This window comes from Pseudorhodoferax sp. Leaf267 (assembly GCF_001422405.1).
Classification (GTDB): Bacteria; Pseudomonadota; Gammaproteobacteria; order Burkholderiales; family Burkholderiaceae_C; genus Pseudorhodoferax.
Genome location: NZ_LMMV01000005.1, coordinates 139,315 through 156,241 on the forward strand (window position 1 = coordinate 139,315; position 16,927 = coordinate 156,241).

General features: G+C 69.3%; 15 protein-coding genes. 8 read left to right on the plus strand and 7 right to left on the minus strand.

The window, feature by feature from the left end:
- Positions 1 to 123: 123 nt before the first annotated feature.
- From ASF43_RS10490 to ASF43_RS10500, 3 genes are read left to right on the plus strand one after another with little or no spacing between them, the layout of a single operon-like run.
- Complete coding sequence (locus tag ASF43_RS10490) at positions 124 to 1,119, plus strand: tripartite tricarboxylate transporter substrate binding protein (RefSeq protein ID WP_056180101.1); 996 nt, start codon at positions 124 to 126, stop codon at positions 1,117 to 1,119.
- A gap of 54 nt (positions 1,120 to 1,173) precedes the next feature.
- Entirely contained in the window at positions 1,174 to 2,340 is a 1,167-nt protein-coding gene (locus tag ASF43_RS10495) for a CaiB/BaiF CoA-transferase family protein (protein WP_056180104.1), read from the plus strand.
- 40 nt (positions 2,341 to 2,380) lie between these two features.
- The gene (locus ASF43_RS10500) at positions 2,381 to 3,367 is read left to right on the plus strand and encodes a tripartite tricarboxylate transporter substrate binding protein (RefSeq protein WP_056180107.1); all 987 of its coding nucleotides are present in this window, start codon (positions 2,381 to 2,383) and stop codon (positions 3,365 to 3,367) included.
- 57 nt (positions 3,368 to 3,424) lie between these two features.
- Here the strand turns inward: ASF43_RS10500 and ASF43_RS10505 are convergent, their stop codons facing one another.
- From ASF43_RS10505 to ASF43_RS10520, 4 genes are read right to left on the minus strand one after another with little or no spacing between them, the layout of a single operon-like run.
- Complete coding sequence (locus ASF43_RS10505; protein WP_056180110.1) at positions 3,425 to 4,417, minus strand: tripartite tricarboxylate transporter substrate binding protein; 993 nt, start codon at positions 4,415 to 4,417, stop codon at positions 3,425 to 3,427.
- 28 nt (positions 4,418 to 4,445) lie between these two features.
- Complete coding sequence (locus ASF43_RS10510; RefSeq protein ID WP_056180113.1) at positions 4,446 to 5,399, minus strand: 2-hydroxyacid dehydrogenase; 954 nt, start codon at positions 5,397 to 5,399, stop codon at positions 4,446 to 4,448.
- Between the two features lie 17 nt (positions 5,400 to 5,416).
- Positions 5,417 to 6,613: a mandelate racemase/muconate lactonizing enzyme family protein gene (locus ASF43_RS10515; RefSeq protein WP_056180114.1), complete on the minus strand. Its 1,197-nt coding sequence runs from the start codon at positions 6,611 to 6,613 to the stop codon at positions 5,417 to 5,419.
- A gap of 1 nt (position 6,614) precedes the next feature.
- Complete coding sequence (locus ASF43_RS10520) at positions 6,615 to 7,625, minus strand: tripartite tricarboxylate transporter substrate binding protein (RefSeq protein ID WP_056180117.1); 1,011 nt, start codon at positions 7,623 to 7,625, stop codon at positions 6,615 to 6,617.
- An 89-nt stretch (positions 7,626 to 7,714) separates the two neighbouring features.
- On the opposite strand from ASF43_RS10520, the gene ASF43_RS10525 reads away from it, so the two are divergent.
- The gene (locus ASF43_RS10525) at positions 7,715 to 8,401 is read left to right on the plus strand and encodes a FadR/GntR family transcriptional regulator (RefSeq protein ID WP_056180121.1); all 687 of its coding nucleotides are present in this window, start codon (positions 7,715 to 7,717) and stop codon (positions 8,399 to 8,401) included.
- 21 nt (positions 8,402 to 8,422) lie between these two features.
- Here ASF43_RS10525 and ASF43_RS10530 read toward each other — a convergent pair whose 3' ends face one another.
- Positions 8,423 to 9,778, minus strand: coding sequence for a chloride channel protein (locus ASF43_RS10530; protein WP_056180124.1), 1,356 nt, complete (start codon positions 9,776 to 9,778; stop codon positions 8,423 to 8,425).
- Between the two features lie 103 nt (positions 9,779 to 9,881).
- On the opposite strand from ASF43_RS10530, the gene ASF43_RS10535 reads away from it, so the two are divergent.
- Positions 9,882 to 10,289, plus strand: a complete 408-nt coding sequence (locus tag ASF43_RS10535; RefSeq protein ID WP_056180127.1) for a GFA family protein — start codon at positions 9,882 to 9,884, stop codon at positions 10,287 to 10,289.
- A gap of 405 nt (positions 10,290 to 10,694) precedes the next feature.
- Here the strand turns inward: ASF43_RS10535 and ychF are convergent, their stop codons facing one another.
- Together ychF and ASF43_RS10545 are read right to left on the minus strand one after the other, a co-directional pair.
- Entirely contained in the window at positions 10,695 to 11,786 is a 1,092-nt protein-coding gene (gene ychF / locus ASF43_RS10540) for a redox-regulated ATPase YchF (protein ID WP_056180130.1), read from the minus strand.
- A gap of 102 nt (positions 11,787 to 11,888) precedes the next feature.
- Positions 11,889 to 12,803: an MOSC domain-containing protein gene (locus ASF43_RS10545; protein WP_056180133.1), complete on the minus strand. Its 915-nt coding sequence runs from the start codon at positions 12,801 to 12,803 to the stop codon at positions 11,889 to 11,891.
- Between the two features lie 109 nt (positions 12,804 to 12,912).
- Here ASF43_RS10545 and ASF43_RS10550 point away from each other — a divergent pair, with 109 nt between their 5' ends.
- The 3 genes from ASF43_RS10550 to ASF43_RS10560 all read left to right on the plus strand — a co-directional run bounded on the left by ASF43_RS10550 (position 12,913) and on the right by ASF43_RS10560 (position 16,783).
- On the plus strand, positions 12,913 to 14,061 hold the full coding sequence (locus ASF43_RS10550) for an FAD-dependent monooxygenase (RefSeq protein WP_056180136.1): 1,149 nt from the start codon (positions 12,913 to 12,915) through the stop codon (positions 14,059 to 14,061).
- A 119-nt stretch (positions 14,062 to 14,180) separates the two neighbouring features.
- Positions 14,181 to 14,888: a DsbC family protein gene (locus ASF43_RS10555; RefSeq protein WP_056180173.1), complete on the plus strand. Its 708-nt coding sequence runs from the start codon at positions 14,181 to 14,183 to the stop codon at positions 14,886 to 14,888.
- Positions 14,889 to 14,938: 50 nt separating this feature from the next.
- Complete coding sequence (locus tag ASF43_RS10560; protein ID WP_056180139.1) at positions 14,939 to 16,783, plus strand: M61 family metallopeptidase; 1,845 nt, start codon at positions 14,939 to 14,941, stop codon at positions 16,781 to 16,783.
- Positions 16,784 to 16,927 lie beyond the last annotated feature (144 nt).

Below are 16,927 nucleotides of genomic sequence, written 5' to 3' on the forward strand. Positions count from 1 at the left end.
CGCAGCCTCCGACATCCCCTCGCCTTGCACGCCCCCCCTGGGGCTGTGCACGGCGCCCTGGCGGCGGCTCTCGCCGCGCAGAGGCGCCCCCTCCCATCGCATCGATTCCGAAGGACCCCCTCCATGCGTTTTCCGTCCAGCGCCACGCGCCGCCATGCCATTGCCTTCGCCGTGGCCGCCCTGGGTGTCGCCAGCACTGCATCGGCCCTGGCCCAGGCCTGGCCCAACAAGCCCATCAGGCTGATCGTGCCGTTCCCACCGGGCGGCCCCACCGACACGGCCTCGCGCGTCGTGGGCCAGAAGCTGGCCGAGCGCCTCAAGCAGCCCGTGGTGGTGGAGAACCGCGCCGGCGCCTCCGGCACCATCGCCGCATCGTTCGTCGCCAAGAGCCCGGCCGATGGCTACACGATCATGATGCTGGCCACGCCCACGCTGCTGGCGCCGCACCTGTACAGCAGCGTGAGCTACGACACCACGCGCGACTTCGTGCCCATCGCCACGGTGTATGACCTGCCGATCGTGATGGTGGTGAACCCGAGCGTGCTGCCCGGCGTGACCAGCCTGCCGCAGATGATCGACAAGGCCAAGGCCGAGGCCGGCAAGCTCAACTACACCAGCTCCGGCCCCGGCAGCTTCGGCCACCTGACCACCGAGATGCTCAAGGACCTGGGCAAGTTCGACATGCAGCACGTGCCGTACAAGGGCGGCACGCCGGCCGTGACCGACCTGTTGGGCGGCCAGGTGCCGATGATGTACGCCGACCTCGTGGCTGCGCTGCCGCACATCCAGGCCGGCAAGCTGCGCGCCATCGCGGTGGGCTCGCCGCAGCGCGTGAGCATGCTGCCCGATGTGAAGACGGTGGCCGAGCAGGGCTTCCCCGGTTTCGATGCCGTGTCCTGGGGCGGCCTGCTGGCACCGGCCGGCACGCCCAAGGACATCGTGGAGCGCCTCAGCACCGAGGTGAAGCAAATCCTCGCCGACAAGGACGTGCAGTCGCGGCTGCTCAACGCCGGCGCCATCGCGGCCTACCAGCCGCCCGCCGACATGGCCACGCGCATCCGTGGCGACTTCGACAAATGGGGCAAGGTGGTGCGCGACAAGCACATCGTCGCGAACTGATCGCCCGCCAGCGCCGGGCATGATCCCGGCATCCACAACAAAGGAGAGACAACCGTGACCCAAGCTTCCCCCTCCACGCTGCCGCTCGCCGGCATCCGCGTGCTCGACTTCTCGCGCGTACTGGCCGGCCCGCTGTGCGCCCAGGTGCTCGGCGATTTCGGCGCCGACGTCGTGAAGATCGAGCACCCCAAGCGCGGCGACGACACGCGCGACTGGGGCCTGCGCGTCGGCAAGACCGAGACCACCTACTTCAACAGCATGAACCGCAACAAGCGGTCCATCACGCTGGACCTCTCCACGCCCGAAGGCCAGGACATGGCGCGCCAGCTCGTCGCCAAGGCCGACGTGGTGGTGCAGAACTTCAAGACCGGCGGCATGGAGAAGATGGGCCTGGGCTACGAGCAGTTGCGCGAGCTCAACCCGCGCCTCATCTACTGCTCGGTCACCGGCTACAACCGTGGTGGCCCCGAGGCCAAGCGCCCGGGCTACGACCTGGTGATCCAGGGCCAGGCCGGCATCATGGCCATGAACGGCGAAGAGGGCCAGGGCCCGCTCAAGTTCGGCATCGCCGCGGTGGACCTGATGACCGGCATGTACAGCGCGCAAGCCGTGCTGGCCGCGCTGTACCAGCGCGAGAAGACCGGCGTGGGCCGGCATGTGGAGATGGCCCTCTTCGACTGCGGCCTCATGATCACGGCCTACAGCGGGCTGGAGGCGCTGCTGCAGGGCGGCGACCCGCCCAAGTACGGCAACGCGCACCCCAGCATCGTGCCCTATGGCGTGTTCGACGCGGCGGACGGCCCCGTCATCATCAGCGTGGGCACCAACGCGCAGTTCGAGAAGCTGTGCACCGAGGCGCTGGAGCGGCCCGACCTGGCGGCCGACGAGCGCTTCAAGACCAACCTGGGCCGCGGCCAGAACCGCGCCGCGCTGCTGCCCGAGCTGTACAAGGAAATCGGCAGCCGCAAGCGCGACCAATTGGTCGCCACCATGAGCAAGGCCGGCATCCCCTGCGGCGAAGTGCTGGGCCTGCATGAGGCGCTGACCTCCACGCGCGCGACGGAAGACGGCCTGGTCACGCAGCAGCCGCACCCGGACGCCGGCACCACGCATGTGATGGCGCCGCCCTACCGCATGGACGGGCAGCGACTGCCGATCCGCCTCGCGCCGCCGCAGCTCGGCGCCGACCGCGATGCGGTGCTGAAGGAATGGCTGGGCTGAGCCCGCCGCATTGATTTCCCCCACAACAAGAGAGACAGACATGACCCGAACGACTTCCCGCCGCACCCTGCTCGCCCTGGGCACCGGCCTCGTGGCCGCCCCCTTCGTGCGCGCCCAGTCCGCCTGGCCCACGCGGCCCATCAAGATCATCGTGCCCTTCAACGCCGGCGGCGCCACCGACGCCGTGGCCCGCATGCTGGCCGACAAGCTCACCGCGCGCCTGGGCCAGCCCGTGATCATCGACAACAAGGGCGGCGCCGGCGGCATCATCGGCACCGACGCCGTGGCCAAGGCTGCGCCGGATGGGCAGACCTTCACCGTGTCGCTCAGCACCTCGCTGCTGATCAACCAGTTCCTCTACACCAAGCTGCCCTACAACCCGCAGAAGGACCTGGCGCTGGTTTCTCAATTGGCCATCGCGCCGGTCACGCTGGTGGTGCACCCCAGCGTGCCTGCCAGCAACGCGGCCGAGCTGCGCAAGTACATCCAGGCCAACAAGGGCAAGGTGTCGTACGGCTCCTACGGCATCGGTTCGTACGCGCACCTGGCCGGCGCGTTCATGAGCCAGTCGCTGGACGCCGACATGGCGCATGTGTCGTACAAGGGCGAGGCGCCCATGGTGCAGGACCTGCTGGGCGGCCAGATCCAGATGGCGTTCTCCAGCGCGCAGAACACCAAGCCGCACATCGATGCCGGCAAGCTCAAGGTCATCGGCACCACGGGCGACAAGCGCATGGCCGTGCTGCCCAACGTGCCCACGCTGGCCGAGCAGGGCATGAACGACGACGCCTACCGCATCGTCGGCTGGGTGGCGATGGCCGCGCCGGCCAAGACGCCCACCGAGATCGTGCACCGCATGGCCAAGGAGATCACCGCCGTGTTCGAAGCGCCCGACATGCGCGAGCGCATCGCCAACCTGGGCTTCGATGTGGTGGCCGGGACGCCGGAGGCTTTTGCGGCGGCGTACAAGAAGGATGCGCCGGTGTGGGAGAAGCTGGTGAAGGCTTCGGGGGCGAAGCTGGATTGAGCGGCGTGGACCACAGCCGCCCAACATGGCGGCCGTGGCACTGCGCCAGCGAGGCGACTACTCCGGCTTGATATTGTTGTCCCTCACCACCTTGCCCCAGCGCACCGTCTCGGCCTGCATCCACTCGGCCATCTGCTGACGGCTCATGTCCGAGGGCTCCGAGCCCAGCTCGGCCAGGCGCCTGGCCACGTCGGGCCGCGCGACGATCTCGCGCACCGTGGCCTGCAGTTTGTCGAGCACCGCGGGCGGCGTGCCAGCCGGCGCCATCAGGCCCTGCCAGGAGCCGGTCACGAAGTCGGGGATCTGCGAGGCCACGGTGGGCACGCCGGGCGTGGCGGCGAATGGCTTGGCGCTGGTGACCGCAATCGCCTTGATCTTGCCGCTCTGCACCAGCGGGTTGGTGGCCAGCACGCTGGCCATGGCGCTGTCGATCTGCGCGCCGGCCAGGTCGGCCAGCGCCTGCGCGCCGCCCTTGTAGCCGATCACGTTGAATTCGAAGCCTTTGTTCTGCGCCAGCAGGATGCCGGCCAGCTGGCTGATGGAGGCCAGCGGCGTGCCGAAGCTGAGGGGCTTGCCGTTCTTCTTGGCCCAGGCGGCCAGCTCGTCGATGTTCTTGACGGGCAGGTCATGCCGCACCACCAGCAGGTGCGGTGAATAGGCCGGCATCAGGACCGGCGTCAGTTCCTTGAGCGGGTTGTAGTTGAGCTGGGCGACGCTGGGACCGATGGTGGCGTTGCTCATGTCCATGAGCAGCAGCGTGTAGCCGTCAGGCGCGGACTTGGCGACGAAGGAGGCGCCGATGTGGCCGTTGCCGCCAGCCTTGTTCTCCACCACCACGGGTTGCTTGAGCGTCTCGCCGAGCTCCTTGCCGATCAGGCGGGCCAGTACGTCGGAGGTGCCGCCGGGCGGGTTGGGCACGATGATGCGGATCATCTTGTTGGGGTAGCTGGCGGCGTCTTGCGCGAGGGCGGGCAGCGCGGTGCCGGCCAGCAGAGCCGTGGTGATGGCGATCGCGGCGCGCCGCGTGGACAGGTTCTTGTGGGTAGGCATGCTTGTCTCCAGGTTGAAAGAGGTGCGATCAGCTCGCGGGGTGGATCACGTTTTGTGGCGGCTCGCCAGCCTGCAGCCGCAGGATGTTGCGGGCCATGAAGGCGTAGCGCCGCTGCAGCAGCGCTGGCGTGATGGCCGAGATGTGGGGCGTGGCGCGCACGTTGGGCAGCTCGTGCAAGGGAAAGCGCGAGGGCGCCACGGGCGGCTGGCCCTTCCTGGGGTACTGGTACCAGACGTCGAGCACGGCGCGGCCCAGGCGCTGGTCGCGCAGCGCCTCGTACAGCGCCTGTTCCTCGACGACCTCGGCACGCGCCACGTTGACCAGCAGCGCACCGGGCGGCAGCAGGCCGAACTGGCGCGCACCGATGAGGCCGCGCGTGCTGTCCTCCAGCGGGCAGGCGAGCACCAGCACGTCGGCGCGCGGCAGCACGCGGTCGAGCGCGGACACGGCCACGCTCTCGTCGGCCAGCTCATCTGGCTTGCCGCTGCGCGTGACGGCAACCACGTGCATGCCGAAGGCGCGCGCGCGCCGCGCGATCTCCTGGCCGATGTGGCCGAAGCCGACGATGACGACGGTGCGGCCATCGGCCTCGCCATGCTGCGGCCGCGCGGCGTAGACCTGGGCGAAGGCCTCGGCGTCCAGCCGCGCCGGGTACTGCCACAGCTGCAGGCAGTGCTCCAGGATCGCGTGCAGCGTGAACTCGGCGATCGGCACCTCGTGCCCGTGCACGTTGCAAACCGTGGTGCCGGCCGGCAGGAATGGCAGGGCGACCTGCTCGGCGCCGGCGCCGGGCACGTGCACCAGGCGGCAGCGCAGGCGCGCGGCCTCGTCGGCGGCGATGGCGTTGGCGATGACCACGTCGGCAGCGATCTCGCCGCTGGCGGGGAAGGCGTCCAGCGCCTGGACCTCGTGGTCGGGTCCGAGCAGCTCGCGCAAACGCGGGGCGTTGGGGGCGTGCAGCCCGACGATCTTGATCTGCATGGGGGTCCTCGACGCAGTCATCGGCTTTCGCGCACGATCACGCCGCTCTGTTGCTTGAAGCTGTCTTTCAACCGCGTGCACAGGCCGGACTCGGCCGGCGGCTGGGCCATGCCGGCGTCGATGACGGGCAGGCCGGTCACGATGTCGCGGTACCAGGTGGCCAGCGTGGCGCGCACCACCTCCTGGTAGATCGCAGTCGGGGCGTGCAGCGCCATGTGCAGGCCCGCCATCAGCGTGACCGGGCCGGTGCAGTCGTGCGGTGCCAGCGGCCGGTTGTAGGCCTGGGCCAGGGCGGCGATCTTGCGGCCCTCGGTGATGCCGCCGCACCAGGACAGGTCGAGCATCACCACGTCCAGCGCGTCGCCGGCCAGCAGGTCGCGGAACGGGCGCAGGCCGCCCAGCGTCTCGCTGCCGCAGATCGGCACGCGCGTGCGGCGGCGCAGGTCGGCCAGGCCGGCCACATCGTCCATCTTGTTCAGCGGGTCCTCGACCCAGAACACGCCGTACTCCTCCAGCGCCTGGCAAATGCGCAGCGCCGAATGGCCGCCGAACAGGCTGTGCAGCTCGCACATCACCTCGATCTGGTTGCCCACGGCCTCGCGGATCTGGCGGAAGGGCTGCAGGCCCTTGTCCAGGTCGGCCAGCGTGATCAGGTTGCCGCCGCTGGCCGGAACGTAGATGTCGAACGGCCAGATCTTCATGGCCTTGTAGCCCTCGGACAGCAGGCTCTTCGCGAGCGCGCCGGCATCGCGCATGAAGGCGACCTGGTCGTCGTAGGGGCCGGCCGCTTCGTCCTCGGTGCCGATGTCGCGGCGCTTGCCGGTGGTGTTGTACGCGTAGCCCGCGCAGGTGTTGTAGACCGGCACGCTGGCCCGCGCGCCGCCGCCGAGCGCCTGGTACACGGGCACGCCCTGGCGCTGGCCGGCCAGGTCCCACAGCGCGATGTCGACCGCGCTGGCCGAGCGCACCTCGGTGCCCGAGCTGTTGTAGCCCACGTAGGGCGTGAGCAACTGGCGCGAGATGCCCTCGATGTGGCGCGCGTCGCGGCCCAGCAGCACCGGCGCGAGTTCCTCGTGCAGACAAGTCTCGACAGCAGCAGCGCCGCGGAAAGTCTCGCCCAGGCCGACGAGGCCGTCACTGGTCTCCAGTTCCAGCCAGATCAGGCTGGGGCGTTCGGGCACGCGGTAGGTGCGCAGGGTGCGGATGGTGGTCATGTCAATCGGCGGTGATCTTGCGGGTCTCGATGAGCGTCTTCCAGCGCGCAAACTCCTTCGCCTGGAAGTCCGCGAACTGGGCCGGCGTGTTAGCCACGATCTCCAGTCCCTGCTCGGTCAGCCGCGCGGCGACCTGCGGGTCGCGCATGGCGGCAGCGGCTGCGGCGGCGGCCTTGTCGCGTACGGCCGGCGGCAGGCCGCGCGGTGCGGCCAGGCCCTGCCAGGAATAGACCTCGGCACCCTGCACGCCGGCCTCGGCCAGCGTGGGCGTGTCCGGCAGCACCGGCGAGCGGCGGGCGCCCGTCACCGCGATGGCGTGCAGCTTGCCCGCGCGGATCTGCTGCAGCACGGCGTTGACGTTCTGGAACGAGTAATCGACCTGGTTGCCCAGCAGGTCGTTGATGGCCGGCGCGCCGCCCTTGTAAGGCACGTGCAGGCCGGAGGTGCCGGTCTGCTGCCAGAACAGCTCGGCCGACAGATGGTCCGACGCGCCGTTGCCCGAACTCGCGAAGCTGACCTTGCCGGGGCTGGCCTTCAGCTCGGCCAGCACATCGGCCACGCTGCGCGCTTTCTTGCCCGGCGCGGCCACCAGCACATTGGGCGCCTGCACGAGCACGCTCAGGTAGTCGAAGTCCTTGAGCGCGTCGTAGGGCACGGACTTGAACAGGTGCGGCGCGACCACGTAGGGCGCGAGCGAGGCCACCAGCAGCGTGTAGCCATCGGGCGCGGCGCGCTTGACGAGGCCGGCGCCCAGGGTGCCCGTGGCGCCGGGCCGGTTGTCGACGACGAAGGACTGGCCCAGCGCCGCCTGCATCTGCGTGGCCATGGCGCGTGCGGCGGAATCGGTAGCGCCACCGGCCGGGAACGGCACGACGACGGTGACGGTCTTCTCGGGCCAGGCAGCCTGGGCGTTGGCGATGCCAGGCAGGGGCACAAGGAAACAGGCAAGGGCCAGCGACAGCAGGGATTTCAAGGTTGTCTCCAGAAGCAGGCACTGGGGCCGGTGGCGCATGGTCCGCGCGCACGCCTCGACATGTCAATTTCGGAGCCGACATGTCAGACAACTTGCCGATAATCGGCTGACAACTCCGACGCCCCACCATGGCCACGACTCTGCTGACCGACACCGTCTACGACCAGGTGCTGGTGCTGATCCAGCACGACAAGCTCGCCACCGGGGACCGGCTGCCGGGCGAGCATGCGCTGGCCGAGCGCTTCAGCGTGTCGCGCCCCGTGGTGCGGCAGGCGCTGGCCCGGCTGCGCGCCGAGGGCCGCGTGACGGCCGCGCGCGGCGCCGGCCATTTCGTGGCGGAAGAACCGGCCCACAAGACCATCGACTACGGCCCGATCCAGGGCATTCCGGACGTGCGCAGCTTCCTGGAATTCCGCTGCATCCTCGAAGGCGAGAGCGCGGCGCTGGCTGCTCAGAGCCGCGACGCACGGCTGCGCGCGGCCATCACCGCGCGGCGCAAGGCCCTGGACACGGCCCAGCAGCGCGGCGAACCCGGCGTGGAGGAAGACATCGCCTTCCACGCCGCCATCGCCAAGGCCAGCGAGAACCGCTACCTGGTCCTCACCATCGCAGCGCTGGTGGAGCACACGCGCGTGGCCATCCGCCTGGTGCGCGAGCTGTCGCCGCAGCCGCTCATGCACCGCTGGCGCGACGTGCGCGCCGAGCACCTGCGCATCGACGAGGCCATCGCGGCACGCGACCCCGCGGCGGCGCGCGAGGCGATGACGCTGCACCTGCGCAGCGGCATCGGGCGGCTGTTTCCGCGCGAGGCCTGAGCCGGATGCGCCCAAGGCGCTTCAGTGGCGGCCTGGCGCGGGCGGCGTGGGCTGGCGGGCGTGCAGCTCCTGCACCAGCAGTTCGCACAGCGTGGCGTACAGCGGTCGGCTGACCATGCGCGAGACCAGGCTGGCCAGCAGCGCGCAGCCGATCAGGCTCAGCACCATGGCATGGCCGTCGGTCATTTCCATCACGATGATCATGGCGGTGATCGGCGTCTGCGTCACGGCGGCCAGGAAGCCGGCCATGCCCAGCGCGATCAGCGCCGGCAGGTGCGGCGACCCGGTGATGGCCGCCACGTCGGCGCCCCAGCTGGCGCCGATGGACAGGGCCGGCCCGAAGATGCCGCCCGGCACGCCGGACCAGGCCGACAGCCACGAGGCGATGAACTTCAGGCCCGTGTAGGTCAGGAAGGCGTGCTCCTGCGCCGACGCGGCGGCCAGCAGTTCGCGCGTGTGGTGGTGCCCGCCGCCCACGGCCGCGCCCTGGCTGATCAGGCCGATCAGCGCCACGAAGAAGCCGCAGCCCGCGGCAAAGCGCACCGGGTGGCGCCGGCGCCAGCCGCAGAAGCGGTCGGGCAGGCCGGTGGCCGACGCGATCATCAGCCGCGCCAGCAGGCCGCCGAACAGGCCGCTGCCGAGCGCGACCAGAGCGCCGGGCAGCAGCTGGCTCCACCAGGCCAGCATCTCCACATGCACGCGGCCGAAGTACGAGAAATTGCCGAAGGCCGACACCGCCACCAGGCCGCCGACCACGATGGCCGCCAGCATCAGGCCGCTGCTGCGCTGCTCGATGCGCCGCGACAGCTCCTCGATCGCGAACACGATGCCGCCCAGTGGCGTGTTGAAGGCGGCCGCCAGACCGACGGCCCCGCCCGCCACCAGCAGCTCGCGGTCGCTCACGCCCGAGCGCGCGGACAGGAAGCGGCGCGCGGCGAACATCACGCCCGCGGCCACCTGCACCGAGGGGCCCTGCCGGCCCGTCGACAGCCCGGCCAGCAGGCCGCCGGAGACGGCCAGGATCTTCGCGCCCGACAGGCGCAGCGAGACGAAGCGCGCGCGCTCGTGCGGCGGCACGCGCGGATCGAGCGCCGCGCAGACATGGGGCACGCCCGAGCCCGCCGCGCCCGGGAACCAGCGGCGCGTGGCCCAGACCACGGCCGCCGTCAGCGCGGGCGTCCACAAGAGCGCCAGCCAGGGCCGCTGCGCGCGTTGCGCGAGGAACCAGTCCATCGCGCCATCGGCCAGCAAGGTCAGCAGCACGACAGCCAGGCCGGCCAGCGCGGCGAAGCCGAGCACCAGGGCACGGTCGACCCAAACGCGCGCATCTGACAGTTCTTCGTGCAGCTTGCGCAGGAAATCCGGTTCGCGGTCCATGGGGCGGCCGATTGTCGCAGCCATGCCCGGGCGACCTTGGCGACGCCATGGAACAGGCCGAGCGGCGATCATCAGGGCTGACCAGCCACACCCGAGGAGCAGCATGAAAGTCCAAGGCCAGTGCCACTGCGGCGCGATCGCGTTCGAGGCCGACGTGGAGCCGGGCAGCATGACGGTCTGCCATTGCACCGATTGCCAGACGCACTCGGGCTCGGCCTTCCGGGCCAACATCTCCGCGCCCGCCGCCAGCTTCCGGCTGCTCAAGGGCGAACCCCGCACCTACGTCAAGACCGCGGCCAGCGGCAACCAGCGCGTGCTGGCGTTCTGCGCGCACTGCGGCAGCCCGCTGTACGCCTGCGCCACGCAGGAGCCGACGGCCTACTCGCTGCGCATCGGCACACTCCGGCAGCGGCATGAACTCGGCCCGCCGCAGCGGCAGATCTGGGCACAGCGGCGCCTGGCCTGGGTGGCGCTGCCGCCCGATGTCGAGGCATTCGAAGGCCAGCCCTGACGGGCCGCACGGCTCAACGCCTCTGCACGACCGCCTCCAGAACGTCGCGCGCCATCGGCGACAGGGCGCCCGCCTGTCCCGGCAGACATCGGTATGGGCCCGGAGGGAACGCCCGTCCGGGCCATGGTCGCCCAACTGCCTGGACGCCATCGCGCGCGCAAGCCTGCTGGCATGCCACGCTGCCGCTGCGCGATGGGCGAGGTGGCCCTCGGCCGAACGGGCCGAGACCTGCAACGCCAGCGCCCAGGCTCGCCATGCCGGGTCTTCGTTTCGCTGCTGTCGGGCGGGCCGGGCCTCTGCGGTGGCCCCAGGTGCCAGGCTGTGCAAGCTGCCTGCCCTGGGGAACGGCGCCGCGGCTGCGCGAGCACACGCAGGCCGTGGCGGCCGGCTTCGGGCTGGAAGGCCTCAGGAACTGAACAGGAAGTTCATCACGTCGCCATCCTTGACGACGTAGTCCTTGCCTTCGGCGCGCATCTTGCCTGCGTCCTTGGCGCCTTGCTCGCCCTTGTAGGCGATGTAGTCGTCGAAGGCGATGGTCTGGGCGCGGATGTAGCCCTTCTCGAAATCGCCGTGGATCACGCCGGCCGCCTGCGGGCCGGTGTCGCCGATGTGGATGGTCCAGGCGCGCACTTCCTTCACACCAGCGGTGAAGTAGGTCTGCAGGCCCAAGAGCTTGTAGGCGGCGCGGATCAGGCGGTTCAGGCCCGGCTCGTCCTGGCCCAGCTCCTTCAGGAATTCGAGCCGGTCGGCATCGTCCATCTCGGACAGCTCGGCCTCGATCTTGGCGCAGATGGCGACCACGGGCGCGCCCTGCTTGGTCGCGTACTCGGTCAGCCGGTCGAGGAAGGGGTTGTTCTCGAAGCCGTCCTCGGCCACGTTGGCCACGAACATGGCGGGCTTGGCGGTGATGAGGCTGAAGCTCTTGACCAGCGGGCGCTCTTCCTTGGTGAAGTCCAGCGCGCGCACGGGGGTGTTCTCGTTCAGCGCGGCCTGGCAGCGCTCCAGCAGCGCGACGAGCTTTTGCGCGTCCTTGTCGCCGGAGCGGGCCACCTTGGTGTGGCGGTGCAGGGCCTTCTCGACCGTGGCCAGGTCGGCCAGGCACAGCTCGGTCTGGATGACCTCGATGTCGGAGATCGGGTCGACCTTGCCGGCCACGTGGATCACGTTCGGGTCTTCGAAGCAGCGCACCACGTTGACGGTGGCGTCGGTCTCGCGGATGTGGGCCAGGAACTTGTTGCCCAGGCCCTCGCCCGTGCTGGCACCGGCCACCAGGCCGGCGATGTCCACGAACTCGACGATGGCGGGCACCACGCGCTCGGGCGAGACGATGGCCGACAGCTGCGCCAGGCGCGGGTCCGGCACCTCGACCACCCCGGTGTTGGGCTCGATGGTGCAGAAGGGGTAGTTCTCGGCCGCGATGCCGGCCTTGGTCAGCGCGTTGAAAAGGGTGGACTTGCCCACATTGGGCAGGCCCACGATGCCGCATTGGAGGCTCATGGCAGGGCTTTCAGGGGGATTCGGGAGAACCCGGCATTTTAGGCGGCCGGCATGCACCCGCGCTGCGGTGCGACCGGCCGCGCACGGGCCGGCGCGCAGGCTTCAGTCGAACCGGTAGTCCGCACCCGCCTGCTGGCCCGGCCGCAGCGCGTGGTCGATGCCGTCCAGCACGATGGCGTTCATGCCGAAGGCGATGGCGCCGCCCACCACGTCCAGCGCGCGGTAGGCCTGCATGGCATCGCCGACCTCGGGGCTGGAGAGCGCCGTGGCCGGGTCGATGTTCGGGATTGGGCAGCGCGGGCAGGGCTTGACCATCTTCAGGCGCGCCGGGCCGTCGGCCGTGGCGATCTCCAGCACGTCCAGGCGGTCCTCGTCGTGCGCCTCGATGCCGTCCAGCACGATGTTGGGCCGGAAGCGCTCGATGCCGACCGGGGCGTGCCCGGCGGCTTGCAGGCGCTGGTTCAGGCCGTCCAGCGAGGCCTGGCTCAGCACCAGCGCGGCAAAGCCGTCGGCGAACTGGGTCGGGGCATCGATGTCGCCGGTCCAGCGCTTGTTCGACAGGCGCTGCTGTTCGGGGTCGAAGCGCACCAGGCGCAGCGCGCGCGCGGGTGTGCCGGCTGGACGATCGGCGTTCAGGAAGTCGCTGAACCACTGGGCAGCGACATCGCCCATGTCGTAGGCCTGGACCTGGTCCTTCCAGACCCGCACCTGGACGGGTGCTTCCACCGTGTCGAGCGCGATGTGCAGGGCCAGCATGCCGGGCGCGCGCAGGACCATGTCGAAGTGCTTGAGCTGCGGCCGGACCAGCGCCATGCGCGGACACTCGCGCTGGGTCACGAACACGCCCTGTTCGTCCACCACCATCCAGGCGCGGTCGAACTCGAGCCCGGTTTCGGTCAACAGCGCTTCGGGAACCTCGATCCCGGCGCAGGACTTGATGGGGTAGATGAACAGCCGCGCGATGCGGGCCTGGACATCGCGCGCCGGAGCGGCGGCGGCAGAGGGATGCGTGGTCACGGCGGCTGAACTTCCTGGTCGCAGAGAAGGCGCGCATTGTGCATGGGCCGTGCCAGGCCATCCAGGCCCGCGCGCCCGGGCTGTGGCACCCCACTCCTACAATCCCGCGATGCCTTCTCCCCCAGCTTTCGACATCTGCATCCGCGGCGGCGGCATCGTGGGGCGCACGCTCGCGCTGCTGATGGCGCGCGAGCGCCTGCGCGTGGCGCTGGTGCCGCATGCCGGCGCGACGCGCGCGGGCGAATCGTCCGATGTGCGTGCCTATGCGCTGAATGCCGCATCGCGCGCGCTGCTGGAGGGCCTGCGTTGCTGGCCCGACTCCGTGCATGCCACGGCGGTGCAGGCCATGCAGGTGTTCGGCGACGACGGTGGCGAGGTGAATTTCGATGCGGCGCGCCAGGGCCGTGGCACACCGCTGGCCTGGGTCGTGGACGTTGCGGCCCTGGAGACGCGCCTGGCCGAAGCCGTCCGCTACCAGCCGCAGATCGAGGTGCTGGAGCAGGCACCGCCCGCCGCCCTGACCGTCCTGTGTGAAGGCAAGGCCAGCAGCACCCGCGCTGAATGGGGCCTCGACTACGACGCGCATGCCTACGGGCAAAGCGCCATCGCGACGCGGCTGCAATGCGAACGCCCGCATGGCCAGGTCGCCCGGCAATGGCTGCTGGCGGGCGAGGTGCTGGCCTTGCTGCCATTGGGCGGAGCAGAGGGCAGCACCGTGGCCGTGGTCTGGGCGGTGCCGCAGGACCGCATTGCCGCCAGCCTGGCGTGGGACGACACCACGTTCACGCAGGCGCTGGAGCAGATCAGCCACCAGTCGCTGGGTCGCTTGCAGGCGAGCGGCGAACGCGCCGCGTGGCCGCTGCAGCTGGCGCAGGCCCGCCATTTCGTCGGCGTGCGTACTACGGGGGACGGCCAGGCCATGGCTTGGGCCCTGGCGGGGGACAGTGCGCACACCGTGCACCCGCTCGCGGGCCAGGGCCTGAACCTGGGCCTGGGCGATGCCGCAGAACTGGTGAACGTGCTGCGCAGCCGCGAGAGCTGGCGCAGTGTGGCCGATCTGCGGCTGCTGCGCCGCTACGAACGTTCGCGCAAGGCCGCATTGGCCGCGATGCGGCTGGCGACCGATGGGCTGCAACAGCTGTTCGCGCACCAGGCCCCTGCGTTGCAGGGCCTTCGCAACTGGGGCATGAAGGGCTTCGAGCGCAGCGGCCCGTTGAAGACCTGGGTGGCGCGCCGTGCGATGGGCACCGGCGGCTGAACCACACAACTCACAAAGGACATCCCGTGATCCAACAACTTCCCCGCTCGCGCGTCGCGCTCGCCGCGCTGTTTCTGGCGGGCCTTGCCGCGTGCGGCAAGAACGAGGCGGCCAACCCGGTGCCCGCGGCGGCCCCTGTCGCCACCAGCGCCGCATCGGCCGACCCCATCGCAGCGATCCGCAAGAACCTGGCAGAGCGCCTGCCCCAACTGCCCCCGATCGAGGAGATCACGCCTGCGCCCATGGCGGGCCTGTACGAGGTCCGGCTGCAGGGTGCAGACATCGTCTACACCGACGCCGAGGGCAACTACCTGATTCAGGGTCAGGTCTTCGACACCAAGCTGCGCCGCAACCTGACCGAAGAGCGCATCGACAAGCTGACGGCGATCGATTTCAAGAGCTTGCCGCTGAAGGATTCCTTCAAGCTCGTGCGCGGCGACGGCAAGCGCACGCTGGCGGTGTTCGTCGATCCCAACTGCGGCTATTGCAAGCGCTTCGAGCGCGACCTGGAGAAGATCGACAACGTGACCATCCACCTGTTCCTGTACCCCATCCTGGGCGCGGATTCAGTGGCGAAGTCGCAAAGCATCTGGTGCGCCAAGGACAAGGCCAAGGTCTGGTCCGACTGGATGGTGCGCGACCAGGCGATCCCATCGGCGCAATGCGACGGCGCGCCTGTCGCGCGCAACGTCGAGTTCGGCCGCAAGCACAAGATCACGGGCACGCCGACGCTGTTGTTCGCCAACGGCACGCGCGTGCCGGGCGCCTTGCCTGCGGCAGAGGTCGAGAAACTGCTCGTGGCGGCGGCGGGCAGCACCAAGCCCTGACGGGGCGCCAGCCCGGGGAGATCGCGCCGACGCTCCTGTATTCTCAGGACATGCAGACGACTTCTTCCCCAGCGCGCAAGTCCCCCTCCGATGCGCACCATGACACGCCTGCGATCGGCTACCGCGTCGAGCTGGCCGATCTTCATGCCCATCTCTACCGTGTCACGCTGACGATCCAGGCGCCATCCGCCCATCAGCGCGTGTCACTGCCGGTGTGGATTCCCGGCAGCTACATGGTGCGCGAGTTCTCCAAGCACCTGCAGCAGTTGGAGGCGCATCAAGGGCGCCGCGTCGTCAACTGCGTTCAACTGGATAAGAACAGTTGGGATCTGACCGCCGAGCCCGGCAAGCCCCTGGTGCTGCGCTACGTGGTCTATGCGAACGACAATTCCGTTCGGACGGCATGGCTGGACAGCCAGCGGGGCTTTTTCAACGGCACGAGCCTGTGCCTGCGCGTTCATGGCCATGAGACGCAGCCACATGCCCTGGAACTGGTGGCATCGCGCGCGACGGCCAGCTGGTCGGTGGCGACCGGGCTCACGAGCACCGATGTGGACGCTGCGGGTTTTGGCCACTACCTTGCGGCCGACTACGACGAACTGGTCGATTGCCCATTTGAATTGGGCACGTTCTGGCATGGCGAGTTCAAGGCTGCCGGCATTCCACACCGCTTCGTCGTCGCAGGCGCACCCCTGTCGTTTGACGGCGCTCGCCTGTTGCACGACACCCAGAAGATCTGCGAGGAGCAGATCCGCTTTTGGCATCCGCCAACAGATGGGGCTGTCAAGGGCAGCAAGCCGCCACACAAGCGCTATGTGTTCATGCTCAACGCAGTCGACGACGGCTACGGCGGGCTGGAGCATCGCAATTCCACGGCGCTGCTGTGCAACCGTCGGGATCTGCCGCGCCGTGACGAGCAGGCAGGGGAATCCGCGCAGGGGCCGCATACCTCGCGGCAAAGCGAGGGTTACACGACATTGCTGGGCTTGATCAGCCACGAATACTTCCACACCTGGAACGTGAAACGTCTGCGCCCAGCCGAGTTCGCCCGCTATGCCTACGACGCCGAACAATACACCCAGCTCTTGTGGTTCTTCGAGGGGTTCACGAGCTACTACGACGACCTGATGCTGCATCGCTGCGGCTTGATCGACAACGCCGGTTACGTGAAGCTTTTGAACAAGGGCATCAATCAAGTCATGCAGACGCCCGGTCGGCTGCTGCAGTCCGTCGCCCAGTCCAGCATGGACGCCTGGGTCAAGTACTACCGCTCCGACGAAAACACCCCGAATGCCACGGTCAGCTACTACACCAAGGGCGCGCTCGTGGCGCTGTGTCTGGACCTGAGCCTGCGCGCAGAGGGCAAGACAACGCTGGACAACGTCATGCGGGCGCTGTGGACGCGCTGCGGCGGCGGGCCGATGGCCGAGGCCGATCTGGCCGCCGTACTCGCCGAACTGGCAGGCCGACCCTTCGATGACGAATTAACTGCGTGGGTGCACGGCCATGACGAGCTGCCATTGCAGCCATTGCTGGAGGCACATGGTGTGGCCGTGCACGAGGACGCGGCGCAGCTGGCGCACCGGCTTGGCCTGCGCGTATCGGAGGCCAACGGCATCCAGGTCAAAATCGTGTTGCGGGGCGGGGCCGCCGAACTGGCCGGATTTTCCGCTGGCGACGAGTGGCTGGGCGTGGAAACAGAACACGATGGCTGGCGGCTCTCACGCCTTGACGACCTGCTGTTCTATACGGGCAGAACCCGGCACGTCACCGCCCTTGTCGCACGTGACAAGCGCCTCATGCGTCTGCGCCTCGAGATTCCGACGACAACAGACGTCAGAACCTGGCGGCTTTCTGTCGAGAATGCCGCATCTACGACCCAATGGCTGGGCTGATATTCGACGCGCACTGATTGCGCGACATACGGTGCCCGTCAAATTCTTCCGCGCAAAGTAAAACGCCCAGACCTTTAGGAGGTCTGGGCGTTTTAGGGCTGTAGGAGCCTGACGATGACCTACTTTCACACGGGAACCCGCACT

Excerpts from the sequence above, each read along its gene's own strand:
- ASF43_RS10490 (WP_056180101.1), top strand. The coding sequence starts at position 124 with ATGCGTTTTCCGTCCAGCGCCACGCGCCGCCATGCCATTGCCTTCGCC.
- ASF43_RS10500 (WP_056180107.1), top strand. The coding sequence starts at position 2,381 with ATGACCCGAACGACTTCCCGCCGCACCCTGCTCGCCCTGGGCACCGGC.
- ASF43_RS10505 (WP_056180110.1), bottom strand. The coding sequence starts at position 4,417 with ATGCCTACCCACAAGAACCTGTCCACGCGGCGCGCCGCGATCGCCATC.
- ASF43_RS10510 (WP_056180113.1), bottom strand. The coding sequence starts at position 5,399 with ATGCAGATCAAGATCGTCGGGCTGCACGCCCCCAACGCCCCGCGTTTG.
- ASF43_RS10515 (WP_056180114.1), bottom strand. The coding sequence starts at position 6,613 with ATGACCACCATCCGCACCCTGCGCACCTACCGCGTGCCCGAACGCCCC.
- ASF43_RS10520 (WP_056180117.1), bottom strand. The coding sequence starts at position 7,625 with ATGCGCCACCGGCCCCAGTGCCTGCTTCTGGAGACAACCTTGAAATCC.
- ASF43_RS10525 (WP_056180121.1), top strand. The coding sequence starts at position 7,715 with ATGGCCACGACTCTGCTGACCGACACCGTCTACGACCAGGTGCTGGTG.
- ASF43_RS10530 (WP_056180124.1), bottom strand. The coding sequence starts at position 9,778 with ATGGACCGCGAACCGGATTTCCTGCGCAAGCTGCACGAAGAACTGTCA.
- ASF43_RS10535 (WP_056180127.1), top strand. The coding sequence starts at position 9,882 with ATGAAAGTCCAAGGCCAGTGCCACTGCGGCGCGATCGCGTTCGAGGCC.
- ychF (WP_056180130.1), bottom strand. The coding sequence starts at position 11,786 with ATGAGCCTCCAATGCGGCATCGTGGGCCTGCCCAATGTGGGCAAGTCC.
- ASF43_RS10550 (WP_056180136.1), top strand. The coding sequence starts at position 12,913 with ATGCCTTCTCCCCCAGCTTTCGACATCTGCATCCGCGGCGGCGGCATC.
- ASF43_RS10560 (WP_056180139.1), top strand. The coding sequence starts at position 14,939 with ATGCAGACGACTTCTTCCCCAGCGCGCAAGTCCCCCTCCGATGCGCAC.